This window comes from Stenotrophomonas sp. 59, assembly GCF_030291095.1.
Taxonomy (GTDB): Bacteria; Pseudomonadota; Gammaproteobacteria; order Xanthomonadales; family Xanthomonadaceae; genus Stenotrophomonas; species Stenotrophomonas maltophilia_Q.
Genome location: NZ_CP127408.1, coordinates 1,098,339 through 1,120,622 on the forward strand (window position 1 = coordinate 1,098,339; position 22,284 = coordinate 1,120,622).

Genomic DNA, 22,284 nt, shown 5'->3' on the forward strand with positions numbered 1-22,284 from the left:
CGCGCGCAGCGCGGGATTTTGCTGGCTGTTGGTGGAGCAGTCGACTGACAGTCGACTCTACACGCGTGGGGCTCGGAGATCCGGTGACCTGCTGATCTGTAGAGTCGACTGTCAGTCGACTATCGCGCGCAGCGCGGGATTTTCGCGGCCGGTGGAAGAGCAGTCGACTGACAGTCGACTCTACAGGGCGCGCGGGCGATTGATGAATTCCAGTCATGACCGACTGCCATCCAGTCGGTTCAATCCATTGCCATTGCAGGCGTATCGTCAGTGCTCCCCCTCTGGAGCATGACGATGCAGACACGTGAACTTGGCCGCAGTGGCCTGAAGGTTTCCGCCCTGGGCCTGGGCTGCATGGGCTTGAGCCACGGCTACGGCCAGCCGGTCGAGCGCAGCCAGGGCATCGCCCTGCTGCACGCCGCCGTCGAACGCGGCGTGACCTTCTTCGACACCGCCGAAGTGTATGGCCCGTACACCAATGAAGACCTGCTCGGCGAGGCGCTGGCGCCGTACCGCGACAAACTGGTGATCGCCACCAAGTTCGGCTTCAAGGACGCGCGCGTTGATACCGGCCTGGACAGCCGCCCGCAGAACATCCGCGCGGTGGCCGAGGCCAGCCTCAAGCGCCTGCGCACCGATCATATCGACCTGTTCTACCAGCACCGTGTCGACCCGAACGTGCCGATCGAGGATGTGGCCGGCACCGTGCGCGACCTGATCGCCGAGGGCAAGGTCGGCCACTTCGGCCTGTCCGAGGCCAGCGCCGCTACCGTACGCCGCGCGCATGCAGTGCAGCCGGTTACCGCCGTGCAGAGCGAGTACTCGCTGTGGTGGCGCGAACCGGAGCGCGAGCTGCTGCCGACGCTGCAGGAACTGGGGATCGGCTTCGTGCCGTTCAGCCCGCTCGGCCGTGGTTTCCTGACCGGCGCGATCAACGCCGACACCACCTTCGACGCCAACGATTTCCGCAACACCGTGCCGCGTTTCGAAGTGGAAGCGCGTCGCGCCAACCAGGCGCTTGTGGACCGCATCAGCACGATTGCCGCTGCACGCGGTGCGACCCCGGCACAGGTGGCACTGGCCTGGCTGCTGGCACAGGCGCCGTGGATCGTGCCGATTCCGGGCACCACCAAAATCCATCGCCTGGAAGAGAACCTGGGCGCGGCCGAGCTGCAGCTGGCGCCGGAGGAACTGCAGCGCATCGCGCAGGCGCTGGATGAGGTGTCGATCGTCGGCGAGCGCTACAACGCACAGCGTGCGGCGCAGGCGAAGGGCTGATCACCGCGCCATCCTGCCTCGGGTGGGTGCAGAGTGTGGTGGGTGCGGACCGTTGGTCCGCACTCCCCAGCTCAGTCCTTCATCGGCCCACGCAGCGCGGCCAGCACCGTGCGCATCGCCACCGTTACATGCCGGCGCGACGGGTAGTACGCGTAATAGCCATCAAAGTGCGGGCACCAGTCGTCCAGCACCGACTGCAGTCGCCCATCCTCCAGCATCGGCTGCACCTGGTCTTCCGGCAGCCACGCCAGCCCGCTGCCCGCCAGCGCGGCGGCGCGGGTCATGCCCATGCTGTTGAAGATCCACTGACCGCTCACCCGCACGCTCAGTTCGTTGCCGTCCTGGCCGAAATCCCACGGCATCAGCCCGCCATGGGTGGGCAGGCGCAGGGTCACGCAGTTGTGCGCGGCCAGGTCGTCCGGGTGCCGAGGCACCACGTGCTGGCGGAAGTAAGTGGGGGCGCCGACCACGCGCATGCGCAGCGGCGGGCTGACCGGCACGGCGACCATGTCGCGGGCCAGCCGCTCCCCCAGGCGGATGCCGATGTCGTAGCGCTCGGCGACGATGTCGGCCAGCCCGTAGTCGGCGGTCAGCTCCACCTTGAGGTCCGGATACTGCTGCAGCAGCGGCGCCAGCCGTGGCCAGGCGATGTATTCGGCGGCATGGCCGGTGGCATTGATGCGGATGGTTCCAGCCGGGCGCTCGCGGTATTCGGCCAGCGCGGCCAGCCCATCCTCGATCTCGGCCAGGCGAGGGGCGAGCGTTTCCAGCAGGTGGGCGCCGGCTTCGGTGGTGGACACGCTGCGCGTGGTGCGGGTCAGCAGGCGCACGCCAAGGCGCTGCTCCAGGCCGCGCATGGCATGGCTGAGCGCAGACTGGGAGACACCCAACTGGGCGGCGGCCTTGGTGAAGCTGCCCGCGCGGGCGACGTGGACGAAGGCCTGCAGGTCGTTGAGGTTTTCACGTGGCATGCGGGAATGATACGGCCGGGCTGCGCCCGGCACCCGCCGAATCAACGTCAACGGCAACGTCAAAAGCTGGCTTCCTGTGGGAGGCGGGGTGGCTCAGGTTGCGGGGGCGTGAGCGCCATGGATGGCGCGACCGAGGCTACATGGACGTACTTGCGCCGTCCCCCGCAACCTGAGCCACCCCGCCTTCGACAGTTTCCCGCGAGCTGTTGGAACGGCTCCGACCCCATTCTGTGTAGACGTGTGGGGATGTCGATTTCAGGGACTGTGGTTCGTCGAATGAATGACTTCAACGTGAGCTGCACATGAGCACTGATACCAAGCCGAAAGGCCCGGCCTCGTACTTCCCCTCCATCGAGAAGACCTACGGCCAACCGGTGGCGCACTGGTTCGGCCTGCTGTCGAAGAAGAAGGGGCTCAAGCACATGGAACTGGTCAGCTTCCTGAAGAGCGAGCACGAGCTGGGCCATGGCCACGCCAATGCGCTGGTGGCGCACCACCTGGCCGGCAAGGGGTGACCGGCGGCAGGCGGAGGGCAGGGTGGGACGCATTCAGCTGAACGATTTCATCTGCAACTGTCATGCGGATCGTGTCTAATAGCGCTCCCCACCTGCTGTTCCCCCACCTGTATGTCCCTTCCCTCCCATGGCCCGGCGCCGTGCGACGACGCTGACGGCCACCTGGTCACCGCCGGTCCGCTGACCCCGCCGCCCGACAGCGCTGGTACCACCGCCGACGAAAAAGCGCTGCGCCACTCGATCGCCGAGGATGTGCAGGGCATGGTGCTGGCCACGATGGTGGCCTCGCTGGGCCTGGCCATCTTCGCCAAGAGCGGGCTGATGATCGGCGGCATGGCCGGCATGGCCTTCCTGCTGCATTACGCGCTGGACTGGAACTTCGGCGTGGTGTTCGTGCTGGTCAACCTGCCGTTCTACTGGGTGGCGCTGCGGCGCATGGGCTGGGAATTCACCCTGAAGACCTTTGCCGCGGTCACCGCCTGTGGCGTGCTGACCGACCTGTTGCCACGCTGGATCGACTTCTCGCACATCCATCCGCTGTATTCGGCGATCGTCGGTGGCGCGTTGTCCGGCCTGGGCATCCTGTTCTTCATCCGCCACCGTGCCAGCCTTGGTGGCATCGGCATCCTGGCGGTGTACCTGCAGCGCACCCGCGGCTGGAGCGCGGGCAAGGTGCAGATGTCCTACGACGCCTGCCTGATGGTGGCCGCGTTCTTCGTGCTGTCGCCGTCGAAGGTGCTGTACTCGGCCATCGGCGCGGTGGTGCTCAGCCTGGTGCTGATGTTCAACCACCGCCCGGGCCGTTACATGGGGGTGTGATCGCGTTCGCCGGGCATGTCCCGGCGCTACCGGAACCACCACGTGGCAGCGCCGGGCCATGCCCGGCGGATTTGCATCAGCGGCCAGCCACCTGCACCCATGGCGGGGCCAGCGTCAGCAGCCGCGCATGCACCGGGCAGTCCGCAGCATGCGCCCCCGGCAGGTAGCCCAGGCTCATCAGGAACTCGCCGGTGATCTCGCCGCCGGTGAAGCGGAACGTCTTCTTGAACAGCTTCACCCAGTCGGCCTTGCTGCGCGGGTGGTGCGCATCCAGCCACGCCGCGAAGCTGCCATGGCTGGCACGCAGCTGCTGGATCACCTGCGCGTTGTGGATCGCCGCCAGCACCTTCAGCCGGTTGCGGATGATGCCGGCGTCCGACAGCAGGCGTTCAATGTCCTGCTCGGCGTAGGCTGCCACGCGGTCCACATCGAAACCGTCATAGGCTGCGCGGAAGCCCTCGCGCTTCTTCAGGATCGTTTCCCAGCTCAGGCCGGCCTGGTTGATTTCCAGCACCAGCCGTTCGAACAGTTCGCGCTCGTCACGCTGCGGGAAGCCGTATTCGTTGGCGTGGTAGTAGTCGTGCACCGGATGGCCCGGAGCGATAAGGCAGTAACCGGACACGTCGAACTCCTGCACGGTGGGACGTCATTATGCGCGCCGTGACCGCCGGGTGGAGGCGCCCGGCGCGCCCAGCCGCTAGAATGGGGCCATGCCTGTAACGCCGACCTCCCTTGCCGATCACCTGCTCGTCGCGCTGCCGTCGCTGCTCGACGCGACCTTTGCCCGCAGCGTCGCGCTGATCTGCCAGCACGACGAGAACGGGGCGATGGGTGTGCTGGTCAACCAGCCGTCCGAGTACACGCTGGGTGAAGTGCTTGCGCAGATGGACATCACCACCGGTGATGGCGACCTGCAGGCGCGCATGGTGCTCAACGGCGGCCCGGTGCATCCCGAGCGCGGCTTCGTCATCCATGACGACGCGCGGGCGTGGGATTCCAGCCTGACCGTGGGCGATGGCCTGTACCTGACCACCTCGCGCGACATCCTCGAAGCGATGGCGCGCGGCGAAGGCCCGGCCAACGCCGTGGTTACCCTCGGCTGTGCCGGCTGGGGCGCAGGGCAGCTGGAAAGCGAGCTGTCCGAGAACAGCTGGCTGACCGTGCCGGCCGACGCCGAGCTGGTGTTCCAGCTGCCACTGGAGCAGCGCTGGCAGGGTGCGGCCTCGCGTATCGGCGTGGACCTGTTCCGGCTGACGGATTACAGCGGCCATGTCTGAGCCGGCCGCGCCCGCACCGATATCTCCTGCCCCGGCGATCCGCCGTGACGGCACCGTTCTGGGTTTCGATGTCGGCTCGCGACGGATCGGCGTGGCCATCGGCAGTGCGTTCGCGGCGCATGCGCGCGCGGTGGCGGTGGTCGATGTGCACGGCAACGGCCCGGACTGGACCGCGATCGAGCGCCTGCTCAAGGAATGGAAGCCCGATGGCCTGGTCGTCGGCGACCCGCTGACCCTGGACGGCCAGGACCAGCCCAACCGCAAGCGCGCGCAGGGCTTCGCCCGCCAGCTGCGGGAACGCTTCAAGCTGCCCGTGGTGATGATCGACGAGCGTTCCAGCTCGGTCGAGGCCGCCCGCCGCTTCGCCGTCGAGCGCGCCGAAGGGCGCAAGCGCCGCCGAGATGCGGCCGCCCTCGATGCCGTGGCCGCGGCGGTGATCATCGACCGCTGGCTGTCGTCGCCGGACGACGCCACCCCCATCCCCTGACTGCCCGACTCCCGCCATGACTGCCCAGCAAATCGATGCCTCCGGACGCCTGCGCCACCTGCTGACCCTGGAGGGCCTGCCGCGCGAAACCCTGTTGCAGCTGCTCGACCGGGCAGGGCAGATCCGCGATGCCGCGGTCGGTCGCGTCGGCAACAAGCGTCATGTACTGGCCGGTTCGGCGGTGTGCACGCTGTTCTTCGAACCGTCCACGCGCACCCGCAGCTCGTTCCAGCTGGCCGCGCAGCGCCTGGGCGCCGACGTGCTGAACTTCGATGCCTCGACCTCGTCCACGCGCAAGGGTGAAACCGCCTGCGACACGCTGCGCAACCTGGAAGCGATGGGCGTGCGTGGCTTCGTGGTGCGCCACCCCGATGACGGTGCCGTGGCCGCACTGGCCGAAGCGGCGGGCGAGGGCACTGCGCTGATCAACGCCGGTGACGGCCGCAGTTCGCACCCGACCCAGGGCCTGCTGGACATGCTGACCCTGCGCCAGGCCAAGGGCCCGGATTTCTCGAAGCTGAAGGTGGTGATCGTCGGCGACGTGAAGCACTCGCGCGTGGCCCGCACCGATCTGCATGCGCTGCGCACGCTGGGCGTGGGCGAAATCCGCGTGTGCGGTCCGCAGTCGCTGCTGCCGGACGACGAGACCTTGAAGGGCTGCGTGGTCGGCGATGATTTCGATGCGATGCTGGAAGGCGTCGACGCGCTGATGATGCTGCGCCTGCAGCGCGAGCGCATGGAAGAAGGCCTGGTGCCGTCGCTGGAGCAGTACCACGCGCAGTACGGCCTGACCAATGAGCGCTTGGCACGCGCCGGCAAGGATGCGGCGGTGCTGCACCCGGGCCCGATCAACCGCGGCGTGGAAGTGACCGACGAGGTGGCCGACGGCCCGCAGTCGTGGGTACTGCGCCAGGTCGCCAACGGCGTCGCCGTGCGCATGGCCGTGCTGGAAACCCTGCTGGGCTGATGCCCCGCTTGGTAGGTGTCAACCTTGGTTGACACCCACTGCTTTGGTAGATGCCAACCTTGGTTGGCACTATCCGATGGTGCTCATGTCATCTGGCCGATCACACGAGGCCCCGAGCTCCCATTCGCACCATGCATGGGGATATTGCCCCAGCCGCGTCGTCAGCCCGGCCCTGATCGGATTTCCCATCAGGTACATCGCATGCCGGTGCAACGATTCGTCAGAGCGGATCGCATGGTCGTGATAGCACGCCTGCCAGAAGCGCCCGATCCGCCCCAGCAAGCGATTTACCTGCTGGGCTGTGCGCGACTTGAAGCGCTTCATGACGGTTTCCAGCGTCCCCGCGCGCAGTTCGACTAGCCAGTGGATGTGGTCGGGCATGACCACGTAGGCAATCGAGCGGGTGAAGCCTTCCTGATCCAGTCGCTGGAATTCGCGCATTGCCAAGGCGGCCGCTGCGGCGTTGGTGAAGAGCGGTGCGCGGTCATGGACGACGGTGGTGAGGATATAGCTGAGGCCGATGCTGGAGCGACGACCGAGCAGGAGACGTATGTTCTGCATGGAGCAAGCATGGACGGGCGTGCTTCCAGTGAACATCGGGGAATGGATTGGTTTCAGGTAGGCCAGTGCCAACCAAGGTTGGCAACTACCAGAGCAGTCAATGCCAACCAAGGTTGGCAGCTACCAGGGGCTGTGGCTCAGCGCTTCTGCTTGAACAGCCAATCCCACATCGCCGGGTCTGCGTAGGTGGCGTCCCAGGCGTTGTGGTTGCCGTCGGGGTACTCGGTATAGCGCACGTCGCGCGCATTGGTGGCCAGGAAGGCGCTGTGCAGCCGGCGGTCGTCGTCCGGCGGCACCACATCGTCCAGTGCGCCGTGGAAGATCCAGATCGGTGTGTGCCGCAGGCGTTGCGCGATCACCGCATACGGATCTGACTCCTGCGCGACCTGCTCGACGAACAGGGTCGGTCGCTTCGCGCGCGGTGCGAACACGGCACCGCATACCGGTACGATCGCGGCAAAACGATGCGGGTCGTCCAGGCCGATGTTCCAGCTGCCATAACCGCCCATCGACATGCCGGTCAGGTACTGCCGTGCCGGGTCGGCGCCGAATTCGTCGACGATCGCGTCCAGTGCGGCCAGCGCCATGCGGTTGTTGCGGCCGCTCCATTCGGAATGGCGCGGTGCCTGCGGAAACACCACCAGGGCCGGGAAGTCCGGGTGCTCGCGCAGATAGGGGCCCAGTCCCGAGTAGGTCTGCTTGACGCCATCGGCGCCGCGCTCGCCCGAGCCGTGCAGGAACAGGATGACCGGAGGCCCGCCCTGCGTGGCTGCGCTGCCCGGGGCGGAGGCGCGGACGCCGGCAGGAATGAAGACCTGGTAGTAGGCGGTTTCGCCATCCACCTTCACCGCGCGGCCCTCGAAATGCCCGCGCGCGCTGTCCGGCACCGAGGCGCAACCGGAAATCATCAGTACGGCCAGCAGCGGTAGCCAGCGCGACATCGAACGGACCATGGGACTTCCCGAGGCGGTAGGGTCAGCTGCATCGTAGTCCGCCGCCGTCAACGCGGCATCATGCGCCGCGTCACTCCGGCCGTGGGAAGCTGGCGATGATCTCCAGCTGCTCCCGTGCTTCGGCATTGCCTTCGGCGGCGGCGGCCTGCACCTGCGCCAAATCCGGGTGCAGCACTACCAGCAACGGGTTCTCGCAGACCGGGCAGTCGTACTCGGTGGCGTCTTCGTCCAGTTCCATTTCCATGGCGCGCGAGCTGCCCTTCCATTCGCAGGCCGGGCAGGTGTGCTGCTGGTCGCGCCAGCCGGGCTGGAAGTAGTTTTCGATTGTTGTTGCCATGGGATGTTCCAGTGGGAATGGGGCAGAGCCCCGCGCAGCGGGGATCCGACCCTTGGGGCGGTCAGTGCAGCAGCACCAGGGTGGCCAGGCCGAGGAAGGTGAAGAAGCCCATCGAGTCGGTCACGGCGGTCAGGAAGATGCCGCTGGCCAGCGCCGGGTCGAAGCCGAAGCGCTTCAGGGTCAGTGGCACCAGCACGCCGGCCAGTGCGGCGAACAGCAGGTTGCAGGTCAGCGCGATGGCAATGACTGCCGACAACCCGGGCGAGTGGAACCAGGCCAGCACGATCAGGCCCAGCACCGAACCCAGCATCACGCCGTTCAGCAGCGCGACCCGGACTTCCTTCCACAGCAGGGTGCGGGCGTTGGATGCGCCCACCTGGCCCAGCGCCAGGCCGCGCACCATCAGTGCCAGCACCTGGGTACCGGCGTTGCCGCCGAGGCCGGCGACGATCGGCATCAGCACCGCCAGCGCCACCAGTTTGTCGATGGTGCCTTCGAAATGGCCGACCACGCTGGAGGCCAGGAAGGCCGTGCACAGGTTCACCGACAGCCACATCAGGCGGCGGCGCATTGCGCGCCAGACCGGGCTGAACAGATCCTCGTCCTCGTCCAGGCCGGCGGCGCCCAGCGCCTGGTGCTCGGCCTGGCCGCGGATGATGTCGACCACGTCATCGATGGTGATGCGGCCGATCAGGATGTTGTTGTCGTCCACCACCGGCGCGGAGATCCAGTCATGGTCGGAGAACTGGCGGGCGACTTCCTGGTCGCTCTCGCCGACGTCGATGGCTGGCTGCTCGTCGTCGATCAGGCGGTTGATCGGGGTGGTGTCCTCGTGGGTCACCAGTGCCGCCAGCGACACGCGGCCGAGGTACTGGTGGCGGCGGCTGACCACGAACAGATGGTCGGTGTGGTCGGGCAGTTCACCGCGCAGGCGCAGGTAACGCAGCACGACGTCGACATTGACGTCGGCGCGCACGGTCACCACGTCCGGGTTCATCAGGCGGCCGGCACTGTCCTCGGGATAGGACAGCACCTGTTCCAGGCGCTCGCGGTTCTCGCGGTCCATCGACTTGAGGACTTCGTCGATGACCGTGTCCGGCAGGTCTTCGACCAGGTCGGCCAGATCGTCGATGTCCAGGTCTTCGACCGCGGCGATGATCTCGTCCGGGTCCATGTCCGCGAGCAGGCTTTCGCGCACGTCGTCGCCGACGTGGACCAGTACCTCGCCGTCATCTTCCGGATCGACCAGGCCCCACACCACCTCGCGCTTGCCCGGCGGCAGCGACTCGAGCAGGTTGCCGATCTCGGCCGGGGCCAGGGTGTTGACCAGGCGACGCACCGGGCCCAGCCGGCCGCTGTCCAGTGCATCGGACAGCATCCGCAGTTGGCGCGCAGTCTTGTCGTGGCGTACAGCTTCAGCCATCGCAGCTCCCGCGGGGATAAGAAAAGCCGCGATCCCGGCAAGGATGCGGCAACAGGGGTGTTCAGCGCGTCATTATCGCAAGGGGATGTTTCAACGCATACCCCGCTGGCCTACGGCCACCGGGGGCCACATGTTCCGCCTGGCATGGCCCGGCGCTACCAAGGGTGGCGCGCGGCGGTAGCGCCGGGCCATGCCCGGCGAGCGCGTAGCGCGGAAATCAGGACGCGTCCGCCACCAACGCCAGCCAGCGCTCGATACCGCGGCGGTCACGCATGCCCAGCAGCTTCGGTGCGCGGGCGCGCAGCGCACCGAGGTCGGCTTCGCGGATTGCGCGGCGTACCTCCAGCAACGTGCCGGGATGCAGGCTGAATTCGGTCAGGCCCAGTGCCAGCAGCAGCGGGGTCATCCGCGCATCGCCGGCCATCTCGCCACAGACCGCTACCGGGATGCGGTGGCGCGCGCCGGTCTCGATCACCATCTGCAGCAGCCGCAGTACCGCCGGGTGCAACGGCGAATACAGCTCGCCCAGTGCTTCATTGTTGCGGTCGGCCGCCAGCAGGTACTGCACCAGGTCATTGGTGCCGATCGACAGGAAATCGACCAGGTCGATGAAGCTTTCCAGGGCCAGCGCAGCCGCAGGAACTTCGATCATCGCGCCCAGTGGCACGTGGTCGGACACCATGTGGCCTTCGCCGCGCAGCTGCTCGGTCAGCTTGAGCATGCGCCGGCGCACTGCCAGCAGTTCCTCACGGGTGCTGACCATGGGCACCAGCACCCGCAGCTTGCCGTAGGCCGAGGCGCGCAGGATCGCGCGCAGCTGGGTGTCGGCCACCTTCGGCCGTGCCAGCGACAGGCGTACGCCGCGCAGGCCGAGCGCTGGGTTTTCTTCGTTGCTCAGGGTCAGGCCGGTGCGATCAGCCTTGTCCGCACCCAGGTCGAGGGTGCGGATGGTCACCGGTCGTCCGCTCATGCCCAGGGCGGCATCGCGGTAGGTCTGGAACTGTTCTTCTTCGTCCGGCAGCTCGTTGCGCTGCAGGAACAGGAATTCGGTGCGGTACAGGCCGAGGCCGTGGGCGCCCAGCGCATGTGCCTGGGTTACGTCCTCCAGCGATTCGGCATTGGCCAGCAGAGCGATGTCGACCTGGTCGCGGGTGCGGCTGGGCTTGCTGCGCAGGCGGCCAAGCTCGCGCTGTTCGCGTGCATGTTCCTTCAGTCGCGCGCGGTAGTCGCGCAGATTGTCGGCCTGCGGATTGGCGGTGATGCTGCCGTCGGCGCCATCGATGATCAGCACGTCGCCATCGGCGATGCGGCTGAGCAGCTGCGGCACGTTGACGATCAAGGGCAGGTGCAGGCTGCGCGCAAGGATCGCGCTGTGCGAGAGCGCGCTGCCGGCAGCGGTGACGATGCCGACCACACCCTGTGCCTGCAGCTGTGCCAGTTCGGAGGGCGCGATGTTGTCGCAGACCAGGATCTCGCCGGCCAGGCCTTTCACCGCCGGCGGGCGTTCGGGCTGCAGGAAGGCATGGATGCGGCCGATCACATGGTCGAGGTCGTCCATGCGGCTCTTCAGGTAGGCATCGTCCATCCCGTCGAAGACCTTGGCCAGGCGGTCGCGCTGCAGGCGCAATGCATAGCCGGCGCTGTACGGTCCGCTGCGAATCAGTTCGTCCAGGCCATACAGCAGCTCGGGATCGTCCAGCAGCAGCGCATGCAGGTCGAGGAACTCACCCACTTCCTGGTTCAGCGCTCCATGCAGGCGCTGGCGCAGTTCGTGCATCTCCGTGCGTGCGGCATCCACCGCGCGATGCAGGCGGGCCAGCTCGGCCTCGACCTGGTTGGCCGCAACGCGCTGCTCGGCCACTTCCAATGCATGCGGGAGTCGCACGCGGGCGCGGCCCATTGCCGTGCCGCGGGCGGCACCATGGCCGGCCAGCAGCAGTACCGGCCGTTGGCCGGAAGGGGGCTGGCCGGCGCGTGCGCGTGGCACGCTCAGCTGTCCTCGTCGAAACGGCGTTCGAACAGGCCGACCACCGCCTCCATCGCAGCAGCTTCGTCCTCGCCGCTGATGCGCACGGTGACCGGGGTGCCCTGGCCGGCGGCCAGCAGCATCACGCCCATGATGCTCTTGGCGTTGATCTCACGGCCCTTGGCGGCCATGGTCACGTTGCAGCGGAACGGCGCCAGGGTCTGCACCAGCTTGGCGGTGGCCCGGGCGTGCAGGCCCAGGCGGTTGCTCACGGTGAGTTCTCGTTCAAGCATCGTCGACTATCGCTCCATTACGGGTACCCGCCGCGGCTGTGGCGGGCAGTTGATCCAGTCCCTGTTCCGGATAATTCATCACCCGCAGCAACATCGGCAGGCTCAGCGCCGACACCCGGCGAACCGGGGTCCCCAGCCGGGCCAGCTGCCCGGCAAGGTTGGCGGGGCTGGCGCCGTACAGGTCGGTCAGGATCAGCACGCCGTCACCCCCATCGACCCGCCGCAGGGCGGCCGAGGCGAGCGGGAGCAGGGCGTCCAGGTCTGCGTCGAACGGTACTTCGAAAGCTTCGGTTTTCAGCGGCAATTGCCGCAGGAGCCGGGTCGCCACGTCAAGCAGGGCGGTCCCGACCCCGGGATGTGTTACGAGGAGAATGCCACAGGTCATTACTGCACGTTAACAGGTCAAGGTGAATCGGCGATAGCAGCAGGAGAGGGGCACTGTGTCCCGTATTCAGTGTTGCTCGCGCGGGAACCCTTTTTCGTTGGAAAAGGGCTCCGACTCCATCCTTTTTTCGATGCTGACAGCGATTCATCCACGCATGGCGTGGATCTACCGTGTCGACCAAGGTCGACACCTACGAACAGCAGCAGAAACCTGTCAGAGGTGGGGCGGTGTGGGAATGCAGGACCGTTGGCGCCATGGATGGCGCCATCGAGCCCCCAGGGACGGGTTCACGGCGTGTCCTGCATACCCACACTGCCCCGCCATCCCACGGAAAACCCGCTCTTGCTGTTGCTTCAGTCGAGCGTGGCTCGACTCTACAGCGGGTGCCGGGCGCAGCCCGGCCGACCCCCTCAATCCTGTTCGCGGTGGTACGTCGCCACGTCTTCCCAGCCCATCTCGCGGGCGTGGCGTGCCATGCGCTCGGCCAGGAACACCGAGCGGTGCTTGCCACCGGTGCAGCCGAACGCCACGGTCACGTAGCTGCGGGTGCCATCCCCCAGCTTCGGCAGCCAGGTATCGAGAAAGTCTGTCAACTGGGCCAGGTAGCGCTGCACATCCGGCTGCGCTTCCAGGTAATCGCGCACGCCGGGTTCGCGACCGCTCAGCGCCCGCAGTTCCGGGTCCCAGTGCGGATTGGGCAGCACGCGGGCGTCGAACACGAAGTCCGCTTCGGCCGGCACACCGCGCTTGTAGGCGAACGATTCGAACAGCAGCGACAGGCCGGTGGCATGGTCCATCGTGAACTCGGTGATGATCCGGCGCCGCAGCTGGTGCACGTTGAGGCTGCTGGTGTCGATCACCGCATCGGCCTCGCGGCGCAGTGGTGCGGTCAACTCGCGTTCGCGGGCGATGGCTTCGGGCAGGGACAGCCCCAGTTGGCTCAACGGATGGCGGCGGCGGGTGTCGGCGTAGCGCTTGAGCAGCGTCTCGTCGCTGGCTTCGAAGAACAGCACCTTCACGTCCACGCCGGCGTCGGCGGCCAGCTGCCGCCAGTCGCCCAGCTGGCTCAGGTCGGCCTGCCCACGCACGTCGATGCCTACGGCCAGCCGGCGCGGTGCACTGCCGCCACGATTGGCCAGCAGGCTGCGTACGAAGTCCGGCAGCAGGTTGATCGGCAGGTTGTCCGAGCAGTAGTAGTCCTGGTCCTCGAAGGTCTTCAGGGCGACGGATTTACCCGAGCCGGACAGGCCGCTGACGATGATCAGGGTCGGGGCGGAGGGGGTGACGGTGCTCATGGAAAGGCTCTTCGAAGGGCAGGGGGTCAAGGCGTTCGCCGTTCCAGCAGGTTGCTGTGGCGGGCGATGAACATCGCCGCCGGGTCGATGCCCTTGGTCCGCAGGATATGCAGGCGGGTGGCCGCCTCGGTCAGCACGGCCAGGTTGCGGCCGGGCATCACCGGCAGGGTGATCAGCGGCACGTCCAGGTCCAGCACATGGCGGGTGCCCGAATCGCCGGTCAGGCGCTCGTAGCCATGCGGGGTGGGTTCGGTCATCGGCTTGGTCAGGTGAACGATCAGCCGAAGGTACTTGTTCTTCTTTACAGCCGTGTCGCCGAACATCTCGCGCACGTTCAACACGCCCAGGCCGCGCACTTCCAGCAGGTCCTGCAGCAGCTCCGGGCAGGTGCCGTCGAGTACATCGGGTGCGATCTGGGTGAATTCGGGGGCATCGTCTGCCACCAGGCGATGGCCACGGCTGAGCAGTTCCAGCGCCAGCTCGCTCTTGCCCGATCCGGCTTCGCCGGTGATCAGCACGCCGATGGAGTAGATCTCCATGAACACGCCATGCAGGATCACCCGCGGCGCCAGCGTCCGTGCCAGGTGGTAGGACAGGTGGTTGAGCAGTTCGTGGCCGCGCTTGGGCGACAGCCACAACGGGGTGCCGGATTCATCGGCGGCGGCACGCAGGTCTTCCGGGCACGCCTGGTTGCGGGTCAGCACCAGTGCCAGCGGGTGCGACTGCATGATTTTTTCGATCGTTTCCCAGCGCTGGCGGGGTTCAAGTGCGTCCAGCCAGGAGAGTTCCTCGGTGCCCAGGATCTGCACCTTGTTGGGGTAGATCGCATTGAGGTAGCCGGCCAGCGAGGGGCGACGGGAGACCGTATTGCCGGCCTCCAGCTCGCGCTTCTCACCCGACTGGCCCGCGGCCCAGCGCAGCCCCAGCCGCTCGCGTTGCTGTTCGAACAGTTCACGGGCGGTGATGCTGGTATTCATGCGGCACTCGCAGGTGGGGTCATGTCCAGCGCCTCGCGCAGGGCCCGCGCGTCGCCTGCCTGGCGCAGTGCCTGGCGGATATCCGCTGCCGAGAACAGTTCGGCCAGCTCGGACAGCAGCATCAGGTGCTGGTGGGTGTAGTGGGCGGGAACGGCCATCGCGAACACCAGGTCCACCGGCTCGTCGCCACCGAAGTCGACCGGGGTGGCCAGGCGCAGCAGGGCGCCACGGGGGCGGTCCAGGGTCGGCGCGCGGCCGTGGGGAATGGCGATACCGTGGCCGATCGCGGTGCTGCCCAGCGCTTCGCGCTGGCACAGGTTCAGATAGATCTGTTCGGCGTTGGCCTGGCGGCAGGCCAGCAACCCGGCGGCGGCCTGCAGGACGCTGTCACGGTCGGTGGCCGTGCAGAGCTGGGTCTGCACGGCCGCCAGGAGGTCAGTCAGGGGCATGTCTGCGGGGAACAGTGGCGATCAGCCACCATTGTCGCCCACCGGCAGCGGTGCGTGCTGCTGTTTTTTCTCCTTGTGCTTGATCACCAGGCGGTCAAGCTTGTCCGCAAGCAGGTCGATCGCGGCGTACATGGTCTGGCCGCCGGCCTCGGCGTGCAGGGTCTGCCCCGGGATGTTGAGGCTGGCGTCGACGTGGTGCTCGGTCTTCTGCAGCTTGAGGGTCACCCGCGCTTCGCAGTGCTGGTCGAAGTGTTTGCCGATCCGGGCCAGCTTCTCCTCTACATAGGACTGCAGGGCCGGGGTGACTTCGACATCTTTGCCAAACGTTTCGATGCGCATCGGGTTTCTCCTGTGTTCGGATGTGCCAATGAACCTCTCCGCCGGGCGCGGCGGCGCGTCAAGCGATTCTGACCCTTTCGTGCGAGGCGGAAATGTTCATGGCTTCACGATACTTCGCCACGGTGCGTCGCGCTACTGGAATTCCCGACGATTTGAGCAGGTCAGCCAGCTTGGCGTCAGAAAGCGGCTTGCGCGGGTTCTCGTCGTCGATCAGGCGGCGGATCATCGCCTGGATGGCGGTGCTGGATGCTTCGCCGCCGCCCTCGGTATCAATGCCCGAAGCGAAGAAGGCGCGCAGCGGCAGGGTGCCGCGCGGGGTACGCACGTGCTTGCGCGCGATCGCGCGCGACACCGTCGATTCGTGCAGGCCGAGCTCGGCGGCGATCTCGCGCAGGGTCAGCGGACGCAGGGCCTGCTCGCCGAATTCCAGGAAACCGGCCTGCTGCAGGATCAGGCTCCGCACCACCCGCAGCAGGGTCTCGCCACGCTGCTGCAGGCCCTTCAGCAGCCAGCGCGCTTCCTGCAGCTGGGCGCGCAGGTAGCCCGCGTCGGCGTCGCCACAGCGGCGGATCAGCTGTTCGTAGCCACGATGGATCACTACCTTCGGTCCGGCGTGCCCGGCCAGCGCCGCACGCCACACGCCGTTCTGCCGCCACACCACCACGTCCGGCACCACGTAGGTGTCCTGCGACAAGGGGGCGATCTGGGTACCTGGACGCGGGTCCAGCGAGCGCAGCAGGGCGACCGCGGTCTCGACCTCGTCCAGCGGCTGCTTCAGTTCATGGGCGAGCCCGGCGACGCCGCTGCGCGGCAACCGCTCCAGTGGTCCTGCGGCAATCTGTCGCGCCAGCAGCAGGCCCGGCGTTTCGTCGGCCAGCACGTCCAGCTGCAGCTGCAGGCATTCGCCAAGCGTGCGTGCAGCCACACCGACCGGATCGAAACGCTGGATGCGATGCAGCACGGCGAGGATCTCGTCCTCGTCGGCGTGGATCGCCGGCAACAGGGTTTCCGCGATGGTGGCCAGCGGCTCGCGCAGATAACCGTCGTCGTCCAGTGCATCGATCAGTGCCGCGCCGATGCTGCGATCGCTGGCAGAAAGATGCGACAGGTGCAGCTGCCACAGCAGGTGGTCGGCGAGCGTCTCGGTTTCGGCCACGCGTTCGGCGGCGCTGCCGGTATCGTCGTCATCATCAAAGCTGCCACCGCTGCCGGTGGCCGTCCAGTCCAGTTCGGCCGGCGCCCAGTCGTCGCCTTCATCGCTGCGTTCTGCAGGCGCTTCGTTGCCGTTGCCATCGCTGCCTTCGTTGGCGGCGCTGCTGTCGTTGCTGTCGGCCCAGTCCAGCAGTGGGTTGCTCTCCACTGCCTGCGCGATCTCCAGCTCCAGCTCGGTGGTCGACATCTGCAGCAGCTTGATCGCCTGCTGCAACTGGGGCGTGAGCACCAGTTGCTGTCCCAACGATGTCTGCAGCCGAGTCTTCATGCCTGTGCCGAAAGGAAGGAAAGGGACCCGGCGACCGCAGTCACAGCTTGAAGGAATCCCCAAGGTAGACCCGACGCACGTCGGCATTGTCCAGGATCGCCTCCGGCGAACCCTGGGCCAGCACGCTGCCCTCGGCGAGGATATACGCGCGGTCGCAGATACCCAAGGTCTCGCGCACATTGTGGTCGGTGATCAACACGCCGATGCCACGCTGCTTGAGATGGGTGACGATGCGCTGGATTTCGCCGACCGAAATCGGGTCGACACCGGCGAACGGTTCGTCGAGCAGGATCAGGCGCGGCTGCGCGGCCAGCGCGCGGGCGATCTCGCAGCGGCGGCGTTCGCCACCGGACAGGCTGGCGCCGAGCTGGTCGGCGACATGGCCCAGCTGCAGTTCGTCGAGCAGGCCGTTCAATTCGCGCTCGCGGCCGGCCGAGTCCAGGTCCTCGCGCAGTTCCAGCACCAGGCGGATGTTGTCGGCCACGGTCAGCTTGCGGAACACCGAGGGTTCCTGCGGCAGGTAGCCCACACCCTGCTTGGCGCGGGTGTACATCGGGTCACCGGTGATGTCCTTGCCGTCGAGCACGATGCTGCCGGCATCGGCGGCGACCAGGCCGACGATCATGTAGAAACAGGTGGTCTTGCCGGCGCCGTTGGGGCCGAGCAGGCCCACCACTTCACCCGCATCGAGGGTCAGCCCGAAGTCCTTGACCACTTCGCGCTGCTTGTACTTCTTGCGCAGGCCCTTGGCGACGAGCATTACTTTTTGCTCCCGGCCGGCTGTGCCGGCGTGGCGGCCCTGGGCTGTGCCGCCGGTGCCGCCGGGGTCTTGTTCTTCGGCGGGATGACGGTGCGCACGCGGCTGCCGTCACCACCGGAGTTCATCTCGCCGGTGCGGGTGTTGTAGACCATGCGCTGGCCGGCATTGGTGCCGCGCGCGCTGGTGACCTTGTAGTTGCCGGTCAGGGTGATGATCTCGGTCTTGATGTCGTAATCGATGCGATCAGCCAGCGCGTCCATCCAGGTGCCGTCATCAAGCTGCTGCTTCATCTTGGCCTGCTTGCCGGTGAACACCACGCGCACGGCCTCGCCGTCCTTGAGGTAGATCTCGGCCTCGGACGAGCGCAGGTCCAGCGTGCCCTGGGTGATGATCACGCCCTGCGACAGCACGGTCTTGCCGTCGCCGGTGAGCATGCCGGACTGGGCGCCGGAATCGATGTGCATGTCTTCGTTGCGGTCGGTGGACTTGGCGAAGGCGGCGCTGGGGACAAGAAGACCGAGCGCGAGTACGGCGGCAAAGGGAATCTTCATCGGGGTCCGTTCTACCGGTGAGGGCCTCCCGGGCGGGCCGGGGGCGGAGGGTGGGGCTGCCGGCCCTGCGCCTGTCCGGAGACGTCGCGGGCTGGCGGCGGAATCAGCGTTTGGGCGTGTAGCGGCCCTTGGACTGGCTGAGGAAATGATACGTGTTGTTCTTGGAATCCACCTCGAAGCCGACGCCGGACTGTTCCATGCCCGGGCGGGTCATGGTCACCAGGGCATCGGTACGGGCGCGGTTGTCCTTCGGGAACACGTCCAGGTGGTCGGTGCGGAAGGTGGTCGGCACCACGCCCGGGCCCGCCGGACTGTCGCCGGCGACATTGCCGCGCAGCTTCATCTCGTCGCCCTTGGCGCTGAGCCAGCCGGTCTCGGCGCGCAGGGTCCAGTGCTTGCCATCCTTGTCCGGCATCTCGAACAGCGGGGTGGCGATGTTGATGGTCTGGTCGCCGCGCTGGCGTTCCAGCAGCGGTGCGCGCAGGGTGGTCGATTCCTTGCCGTGCTCATCCAGGGCAACGATCTGGAAGTCATGCAGGATGTAATCCACGCCGATTTCCTGGCCACCCGTGGCTGGCCCCTTGTCGCGGTTGCGCAGCGCCGCCCAGCTGCTGAGCAGTGCAGCCAGCAGCAGGCCGATGCCGAGCAGGGTGCGCCAGTTCAAGGTGGGCAGGTTCATGCGCCGAACCTCGCCAGCACCGCATCCACGCGGCCCTGAGCGGCCAGCAGGATGTCGCACAGCTCGCGCGCGGCGCCACGGCCACCCTCGGCGCGGGTCTGCCAGTGCACGCGTTCGGCGATCCACGGATGGGCGTTGGCCGGGGCCACCGCCAGGCCGACCGCACCCAGCGGCGCCAGGTCGGGCAGGTCATCGCCCATGAATGCCACCTGTTCCAGGCCGATGCCGTGCTGCGCACACAGCGCCTGCACGCTGGCCAGCTTGTCGCCCACGGCGATCTGGGTATCGATGCCGAGGTCGGCGCCGCGCTTGAGCGCGGACTGGCTGTTGCGCGCGGTGATCAGCACGGGATGGATGCCGTGCTGCTGCAGCAGTTTCAGGCCCAGGCCGTCCTGCACGAAGTACGCCTTGCTCTCGTTGCCGTCCTTGTCGTAGTACAGCCGACCGTCGGTGAGGGTGCCGTCCACGTCGAAGCAGGCCAGGCGGATCCGGGCCGCGGCGGCATGCAGGTGGGCGGGGAAGGCGGGCAGGGGGGACCAGGGCATCAGGGCGGCAGGCTCGTTGTGGGCGGGTGCGGCGTTACAGACTGAATGGGGTCTATGGACTGTCGGTTAAACCACCCGGGCCCGCAACAGGTCATGAATGTTCAGGGCGCCGACCGCTCGGCCCTGGCCATCAACCACGATCAGGCCATTGATTTTCTGGGTTTCCATCTGCCGGGCGGCCTCTACTGCCAGCTGGTCGGCGCCGATGGTGCGCGGGTTGCGGGTCATTACATCGGCGATCTTCGCGGTTCGCACGTCCAGCGCGCTGTCCAGCGCACGGCGCAGGTCGCCGTCGGTGAACAGGCCGATCAGCACGCCGTCGGCGTCGACCACGGCGGTCATGCCCAGCCGCTTGCGGCTCATCTCCATCAGCGCTTCGCTGAGGCTGGCGTCGGCGCCCACGCTGGGCAGGTCGTCGCCGGTGTGCATGACGTCGGTGATGTGCAGCAGCAGGCGGCGGCCAAGGCTGCCGGCCGGGTGTGAACGGGCGAAGTCATCAGCGGTGAAGCCACGTGCGTCGAGCAGGGCCACGGCCAGTGCATCGCCCATCGCCAGCGAGGCGGTGGTGCTGGAGGTGGGCGCCAGCGCCAGCGGGCAGGCCTCGGCCGGCACGCTCACGTCCAGGTGGATGTCGGCGGCGGTGGCCAGGCTGGACTGCGGTCGGCCGGTCATGGAAATCAGTACGTTGCCCTGGCGCTTGAGCACCGGCAGCAGCATCAGCACTTCGTCCGATTCGCCCGAATAGGACAGGGCCAGCACCACGTCGTCCTCGGTGATCATGCCGAGATCGCCATGGCCGGCTTCGCCGGGGTGCACGTAGAACGCCGGCGTGCCGGTAGAGGCCAGGGTGGCGGCGATCTTGCGGGCGACATGCCCGGACTTGCCCATTCCGGTGGCGACCACCCGGCCACGGCTGGCCAGGATCGCCTGGCAGGCCTGCTGGAAGCCTTCGCCGAGGCGGTCGGCCACGGCATCCAGTGCCTGCCGCTCGATCTCGAACACTCGGCGGCCGCTGGCAACCAGGCCGGCAGGGTCGACGGAACGGGGGGGCAACAGGGATTCGGCCATGCGGACGCCACGCAGCGGAAGTAGAATGGACGCACATTTTATTAGGAAAGCCCGTTGGACGCCGACACCATCCGCAATCTGATCGAAACCGGCCTGCCCGGCGCCCGCGCCGACGTGCAGGGCGACGATGGCGTGCATTTCGAAGCGACCGTGGTCTGCGAGGCCTTCGCCGGCAAGATGCCGCTGGCCCGCCACCGCATGGTGTATGCCACCCTGGGCGACCTGATGGGCGGCGCGATCCACGCGCTGGCGCTGAAAACCGTGACCCCGGCCGAAGCCGGCTGAACCGCAGAAGATCCCGAATACATGGCCAAGATCGTTGTGACCGGCGGCGCTGCGCTGCACGGTGAAGTGAGCATCTCCGGCGCCAAGAACGCCGTCCTCCCCATTCTGTGCGCGACCCTGCTGGCCGATGAGCCGGTGGAGATCACCAACGTGCCGCACCTGCACGACGTGGTCACCACGGTGAAGCTGCTGGGCGAGCTGGGCGCCAAGGTCACCATCGACCAGGGCACGCTGTCGCGCGGCAGCGCGATCGTGGTCGACCCGCGCCCGGTGAACCAGCACGTGGCACCGTACGAGCTGGTCAAGACCATGCGCGCCTCGATCCTGGTGCTGGGCCCGCTGCTGGCCCGTTTCGGCGCGGCCGAAGTGTCGCTGCCGGGCGGCTGCGCGATCGGCTCGCGTCCGGTCGACCAGCACATCAAGGGCCTGCAGGCGCTGGGTGCCGAGATCGTGGTCGAGAACGGCTTCATCAAGGCCACCGCCAAGCGCCTGAAGGGTGGGCACTTCACCTTCGACATGGTCAGTGTCACCGGCACCGAGAACGTGCTGATGGGCGCGGTGCTGGCTGAAGGCACCACCATCCTCGACAACTGCGCGATGGAACCGGAAGTGACCGATCTGGCGCACTGCCTGATCGCACTGGGCGCGAAGATCGAAGGCCTGGGCACCGCCCGCCTGGTGATCGAGGGCGTCGAGCGCCTGTCCGGTGGCCGCCATGAAGTGCTGCCCGACCGCATCGAGACCGGCACCTTCCTGGTCGCCGCGGCGATGACCGGTGGCAAGGTCACCGTCAACCGTGCGCGCCCGAACACCATGGACGCGGTGCTGTCCAAGCTGGTCGAGGCCGGTGCGAAGATCGACACCACCGACGACAGCATCACCCTGGACATGCAGGGCAAGCGGCCGAAGGCGGTCAACCTGACCACCGCGCCGTACCCGGCATTCCCGACCGACATGCAGGCGCAGTTCATGGCACTCAACTGCGTGGCCGACGGCGTGGGCGTGATCAACGAAACGATCTTCGAGAACCGTTTCATGCACGTCAACGAACTGCTGCGCCTGGGTGCGGACATCCAGGTCGAAGGCCATACCGCCATCGTGCGTGGCAGCGAGCACCTGAGTGGCGCACCGGTGATGGCGACCGACCTGCGTGCGTCGGCCTCGCTGATCCTGGCCGGCCTGATGGCCAGCGGCGACACCACCATCGACCGCATCTACCACCTTGATCGTGGCTACGAGAACATCGAAGAGAAGCTGTCTTCGCTCGGCGCCACCATCCGGCGCGTGCCATGATCCTGCGCGGCAAGTTCAGCCCGCGCCGCAAGGCGCTGCTGGCCCTGGTGCTGATCGTGCTGGCGTGGCTGGGCTACGCCTGGTACGCCAACATCGCCATCACCCAGGGCATCGAGCAGAAGGACATGGACTGGAACGGCGACGGCACGGTCACGCGTGACGAGATCATCGAGTCGTTCTATGCGGTTGCGGTGAACGACAGCCAGGACGGCAACCGCCATTGCCGTACGTTTGTCTGGCGCAGCACCGGCGAGCAGATCCGCGTGGACTGCCGCACCGAGTTCACGCCTGCCGCGGCCGACGAAAAGAAGTAAGCAGAACGCCCGCGAAA

General features: G+C 67.2%; 28 protein-coding genes. 9 read left to right on the forward strand and 19 right to left on the reverse strand.

Translation table 11 applies throughout. The features are described from left to right. Positions 1–294 precede the first annotated feature (294 nt). Entirely contained in the window at positions 295–1,278 is a 984-nt protein-coding gene (locus QP552_RS04960) for an aldo/keto reductase (protein ID WP_111111568.1), read from the forward strand. A 71-nt stretch (positions 1,279–1,349) separates the two neighbouring features. Here QP552_RS04960 and QP552_RS04965 read toward each other — a convergent pair whose 3' ends face one another. Continuing rightward, positions 1,350–2,249: a LysR family transcriptional regulator gene (locus QP552_RS04965; protein ID WP_111111569.1), complete on the reverse strand. Its 900-nt coding sequence runs from the start codon at positions 2,247–2,249 to the stop codon at positions 1,350–1,352. 302 nt (positions 2,250–2,551) lie between these two features. On the opposite strand from QP552_RS04965, the gene QP552_RS04970 reads away from it, so the two are divergent. Both QP552_RS04970 and QP552_RS04975 read left to right on the forward strand, forming a co-directional pair. Further along, positions 2,552–2,764, forward strand: coding sequence for a DUF4287 domain-containing protein (locus tag QP552_RS04970; RefSeq protein ID WP_286075178.1), 213 nt, complete (start codon positions 2,552–2,554; stop codon positions 2,762–2,764). A 111-nt stretch (positions 2,765–2,875) separates the two neighbouring features. After that, entirely contained in the window at positions 2,876–3,583 is a 708-nt protein-coding gene (locus QP552_RS04975; RefSeq protein WP_099553961.1) for a YitT family protein, read from the forward strand. Between the two features lie 76 nt (positions 3,584–3,659). Here QP552_RS04975 and QP552_RS04980 read toward each other — a convergent pair whose 3' ends face one another. Further along, a complete protein-coding gene (locus tag QP552_RS04980) occupies positions 3,660–4,205 on the reverse strand; it encodes a DNA-3-methyladenine glycosylase I (protein WP_286075180.1) in 546 nt (181 codons plus the stop codon). An 88-nt stretch (positions 4,206–4,293) separates the two neighbouring features. Here QP552_RS04980 and QP552_RS04985 point away from each other — a divergent pair, with 88 nt between their 5' ends. From QP552_RS04985 to QP552_RS04995, 3 genes are read left to right on the forward strand one after another with little or no spacing between them, the layout of a single operon-like run. Beyond that, positions 4,294–4,860: a YqgE/AlgH family protein gene (locus QP552_RS04985; RefSeq protein ID WP_005408377.1), complete on the forward strand. Its 567-nt coding sequence runs from the start codon at positions 4,294–4,296 to the stop codon at positions 4,858–4,860. 19 nt (positions 4,861–4,879) lie between these two features. After that, a complete protein-coding gene (gene ruvX / locus QP552_RS04990; protein ID WP_180851461.1) occupies positions 4,880–5,347 on the forward strand; it encodes a Holliday junction resolvase RuvX in 468 nt (155 codons plus the stop codon). A 16-nt stretch (positions 5,348–5,363) separates the two neighbouring features. Beyond that, complete coding sequence (locus QP552_RS04995) at positions 5,364–6,314, forward strand: aspartate carbamoyltransferase catalytic subunit (protein WP_014036233.1); 951 nt, start codon at positions 5,364–5,366, stop codon at positions 6,312–6,314. Between the two features lie 69 nt (positions 6,315–6,383). Here QP552_RS04995 and QP552_RS05000 read toward each other — a convergent pair whose 3' ends face one another. The 17 genes from QP552_RS05000 to QP552_RS05080 all read right to left on the reverse strand — a co-directional run bounded on the left by QP552_RS05000 (position 6,384) and on the right by QP552_RS05080 (position 20,375). After that, positions 6,384–6,875, reverse strand: coding sequence for a transposase (locus tag QP552_RS05000; RefSeq protein ID WP_111111574.1), 492 nt, complete (start codon positions 6,873–6,875; stop codon positions 6,384–6,386). 137 nt (positions 6,876–7,012) lie between these two features. Beyond that, the gene (locus QP552_RS05005) at positions 7,013–7,828 is read right to left on the reverse strand and encodes a prolyl oligopeptidase family serine peptidase (RefSeq protein WP_111111575.1); all 816 of its coding nucleotides are present in this window, start codon (positions 7,826–7,828) and stop codon (positions 7,013–7,015) included. Between the two features lie 70 nt (positions 7,829–7,898). Beyond that, entirely contained in the window at positions 7,899–8,165 is a 267-nt protein-coding gene (locus tag QP552_RS05010) for a hypothetical protein (RefSeq protein WP_106551301.1), read from the reverse strand. A 61-nt stretch (positions 8,166–8,226) separates the two neighbouring features. Next, entirely contained in the window at positions 8,227–9,588 is a 1,362-nt protein-coding gene (gene mgtE, locus QP552_RS05015; RefSeq protein ID WP_005408383.1) for a magnesium transporter, read from the reverse strand. Between the two features lie 217 nt (positions 9,589–9,805). Beyond that, positions 9,806–11,575 carry a phosphoenolpyruvate--protein phosphotransferase gene (gene ptsP, locus QP552_RS05020; protein WP_286075181.1) on the reverse strand — a complete coding sequence of 590 codons (1,770 nt, stop codon included), beginning with the start codon at positions 11,573–11,575 and terminating at the stop codon, positions 9,806–9,808. Between the two features lie 2 nt (positions 11,576–11,577). Beyond that, positions 11,578–11,847 (reverse strand): HPr family phosphocarrier protein, encoded by a 270-nt coding sequence (locus tag QP552_RS05025; protein WP_111111577.1) that lies wholly within the window; start codon positions 11,845–11,847, stop codon positions 11,578–11,580. After that, positions 11,840–12,232 (reverse strand): hypothetical protein, encoded by a 393-nt coding sequence (locus tag QP552_RS05030; protein WP_005408386.1) that lies wholly within the window; start codon positions 12,230–12,232, stop codon positions 11,840–11,842. Before QP552_RS05030 ends, QP552_RS05025 begins: the two co-directional genes overlap by 8 nt. A gap of 410 nt (positions 12,233–12,642) precedes the next feature. Beyond that, positions 12,643–13,527 carry an RNase adapter RapZ gene (gene rapZ, locus QP552_RS05035; RefSeq protein ID WP_286075182.1) on the reverse strand — a complete coding sequence of 295 codons (885 nt, stop codon included), beginning with the start codon at positions 13,525–13,527 and terminating at the stop codon, positions 12,643–12,645. A gap of 26 nt (positions 13,528–13,553) precedes the next feature. Beyond that, on the reverse strand, positions 13,554–14,504 hold the full coding sequence (hprK, locus tag QP552_RS05040) for an HPr(Ser) kinase/phosphatase (protein WP_099553978.1): 951 nt from the start codon (positions 14,502–14,504) through the stop codon (positions 13,554–13,556). Beyond that, the gene (locus QP552_RS05045; protein WP_106551096.1) at positions 14,501–14,953 is read right to left on the reverse strand and encodes a PTS sugar transporter subunit IIA; all 453 of its coding nucleotides are present in this window, start codon (positions 14,951–14,953) and stop codon (positions 14,501–14,503) included. Before QP552_RS05045 ends, hprK begins: the two co-directional genes overlap by 4 nt. 21 nt (positions 14,954–14,974) lie before the next feature. Then, positions 14,975–15,292, reverse strand: a complete 318-nt coding sequence (gene raiA / locus QP552_RS05050; RefSeq protein ID WP_005415556.1) for a ribosome-associated translation inhibitor RaiA — start codon at positions 15,290–15,292, stop codon at positions 14,975–14,977. A 58-nt stretch (positions 15,293–15,350) separates the two neighbouring features. Then, on the reverse strand, positions 15,351–16,772 hold the full coding sequence (locus tag QP552_RS05055) for an RNA polymerase factor sigma-54 (protein ID WP_106551095.1): 1,422 nt from the start codon (positions 16,770–16,772) through the stop codon (positions 15,351–15,353). A 40-nt stretch (positions 16,773–16,812) separates the two neighbouring features. Next, a complete protein-coding gene (gene lptB, locus QP552_RS05060; RefSeq protein WP_005408391.1) occupies positions 16,813–17,532 on the reverse strand; it encodes an LPS export ABC transporter ATP-binding protein in 720 nt (239 codons plus the stop codon). Further along, on the reverse strand, positions 17,532–18,083 hold the full coding sequence (lptA, locus tag QP552_RS05065; RefSeq protein ID WP_111111580.1) for a lipopolysaccharide transport periplasmic protein LptA: 552 nt from the start codon (positions 18,081–18,083) through the stop codon (positions 17,532–17,534). Before lptA ends, lptB begins: the two co-directional genes overlap by 1 nt. A 103-nt stretch (positions 18,084–18,186) precedes the next feature. After that, positions 18,187–18,762 carry an LPS export ABC transporter periplasmic protein LptC gene (gene lptC, locus QP552_RS05070; protein WP_106551094.1) on the reverse strand — a complete coding sequence of 192 codons (576 nt, stop codon included), beginning with the start codon at positions 18,760–18,762 and terminating at the stop codon, positions 18,187–18,189. Continuing rightward, the gene (locus QP552_RS05075; RefSeq protein ID WP_286075184.1) at positions 18,759–19,307 is read right to left on the reverse strand and encodes an HAD hydrolase family protein; all 549 of its coding nucleotides are present in this window, start codon (positions 19,305–19,307) and stop codon (positions 18,759–18,761) included. Before QP552_RS05075 ends, lptC begins: the two co-directional genes overlap by 4 nt. A gap of 66 nt (positions 19,308–19,373) precedes the next feature. Beyond that, complete coding sequence (locus QP552_RS05080; protein WP_106551092.1) at positions 19,374–20,375, reverse strand: KpsF/GutQ family sugar-phosphate isomerase; 1,002 nt, start codon at positions 20,373–20,375, stop codon at positions 19,374–19,376. 54 nt (positions 20,376–20,429) lie between these two features. Between QP552_RS05080 and QP552_RS05085 the strand changes: the two genes are divergently transcribed. From QP552_RS05085 to QP552_RS05095, 3 genes are read left to right on the forward strand one after another with little or no spacing between them, the layout of a single operon-like run. Then, a complete protein-coding gene (locus QP552_RS05085) occupies positions 20,430–20,660 on the forward strand; it encodes a BolA family protein (protein ID WP_005408396.1) in 231 nt (76 codons plus the stop codon). Positions 20,661–20,681: 21 nt separating this feature from the next. After that, positions 20,682–21,953, forward strand: a complete 1,272-nt coding sequence (gene murA / locus QP552_RS05090; protein ID WP_111112960.1) for a UDP-N-acetylglucosamine 1-carboxyvinyltransferase — start codon at positions 20,682–20,684, stop codon at positions 21,951–21,953. After that, positions 21,950–22,267 carry a hypothetical protein gene (locus QP552_RS05095; RefSeq protein WP_049427475.1) on the forward strand — a complete coding sequence of 106 codons (318 nt, stop codon included), beginning with the start codon at positions 21,950–21,952 and terminating at the stop codon, positions 22,265–22,267. The genes murA and QP552_RS05095 overlap by 4 nt, the downstream gene beginning before the upstream one ends. The last annotated feature ends 17 nt before the right edge of the window (positions 22,268–22,284 follow it).

Bases quoted from the DNA above. Each gene is read 5' to 3' on its own strand.
- QP552_RS04975 (WP_099553961.1), top strand. From the start codon at position 2,876: ATGTCCCTTCCCTCCCATGGCCCGGCGCCGTGCGACGACGCTGACGGC.
- QP552_RS05010 (WP_106551301.1), bottom strand. From the start codon at position 8,165: ATGGCAACAACAATCGAAAACTACTTCCAGCCCGGCTGGCGCGACCAG.
- lptA (WP_111111580.1), bottom strand. From the start codon at position 18,083: ATGAAGATTCCCTTTGCCGCCGTACTCGCGCTCGGTCTTCTTGTCCCC.
- mgtE (WP_005408383.1), bottom strand. From the start codon at position 9,588: ATGGCTGAAGCTGTACGCCACGACAAGACTGCGCGCCAACTGCGGATG.
- lptC (WP_106551094.1), bottom strand. From the start codon at position 18,762: ATGAACCTGCCCACCTTGAACTGGCGCACCCTGCTCGGCATCGGCCTG.
- murA (WP_111112960.1), top strand. From the start codon at position 20,682: ATGGCCAAGATCGTTGTGACCGGCGGCGCTGCGCTGCACGGTGAAGTG.
- QP552_RS05080 (WP_106551092.1), bottom strand. From the start codon at position 20,375: ATGGCCGAATCCCTGTTGCCCCCCCGTTCCGTCGACCCTGCCGGCCTG.
- QP552_RS04995 (WP_014036233.1), top strand. From the start codon at position 5,364: ATGACTGCCCAGCAAATCGATGCCTCCGGACGCCTGCGCCACCTGCTG.
- lptB (WP_005408391.1), bottom strand. From the start codon at position 17,532: ATGCTCGTCGCCAAGGGCCTGCGCAAGAAGTACAAGCAGCGCGAAGTG.
- hprK (WP_099553978.1), bottom strand. From the start codon at position 14,504: ATGAATACCAGCATCACCGCCCGTGAACTGTTCGAACAGCAACGCGAG.
- QP552_RS05055 (WP_106551095.1), bottom strand. From the start codon at position 16,772: ATGAAGACTCGGCTGCAGACATCGTTGGGACAGCAACTGGTGCTCACG.
- QP552_RS05075 (WP_286075184.1), bottom strand. From the start codon at position 19,307: ATGCCCTGGTCCCCCCTGCCCGCCTTCCCCGCCCACCTGCATGCCGCC.
- QP552_RS04985 (WP_005408377.1), top strand. From the start codon at position 4,294: ATGCCTGTAACGCCGACCTCCCTTGCCGATCACCTGCTCGTCGCGCTG.
- QP552_RS05025 (WP_111111577.1), bottom strand. From the start codon at position 11,847: ATGCTTGAACGAGAACTCACCGTGAGCAACCGCCTGGGCCTGCACGCC.
- QP552_RS05045 (WP_106551096.1), bottom strand. From the start codon at position 14,953: ATGCCCCTGACTGACCTCCTGGCGGCCGTGCAGACCCAGCTCTGCACG.
- QP552_RS05095 (WP_049427475.1), top strand. From the start codon at position 21,950: ATGATCCTGCGCGGCAAGTTCAGCCCGCGCCGCAAGGCGCTGCTGGCC.
- QP552_RS05005 (WP_111111575.1), bottom strand. From the start codon at position 7,828: ATGGTCCGTTCGATGTCGCGCTGGCTACCGCTGCTGGCCGTACTGATG.
- raiA (WP_005415556.1), bottom strand. From the start codon at position 15,292: ATGCGCATCGAAACGTTTGGCAAAGATGTCGAAGTCACCCCGGCCCTG.
- rapZ (WP_286075182.1), bottom strand. From the start codon at position 13,527: ATGAGCACCGTCACCCCCTCCGCCCCGACCCTGATCATCGTCAGCGGC.
- QP552_RS05000 (WP_111111574.1), bottom strand. From the start codon at position 6,875: ATGCAGAACATACGTCTCCTGCTCGGTCGTCGCTCCAGCATCGGCCTC.
- QP552_RS04965 (WP_111111569.1), bottom strand. From the start codon at position 2,249: ATGCCACGTGAAAACCTCAACGACCTGCAGGCCTTCGTCCACGTCGCC.
- QP552_RS05030 (WP_005408386.1), bottom strand. From the start codon at position 12,232: ATGACCTGTGGCATTCTCCTCGTAACACATCCCGGGGTCGGGACCGCC.
- QP552_RS04960 (WP_111111568.1), top strand. From the start codon at position 295: ATGCAGACACGTGAACTTGGCCGCAGTGGCCTGAAGGTTTCCGCCCTG.
- QP552_RS04970 (WP_286075178.1), top strand. From the start codon at position 2,552: ATGAGCACTGATACCAAGCCGAAAGGCCCGGCCTCGTACTTCCCCTCC.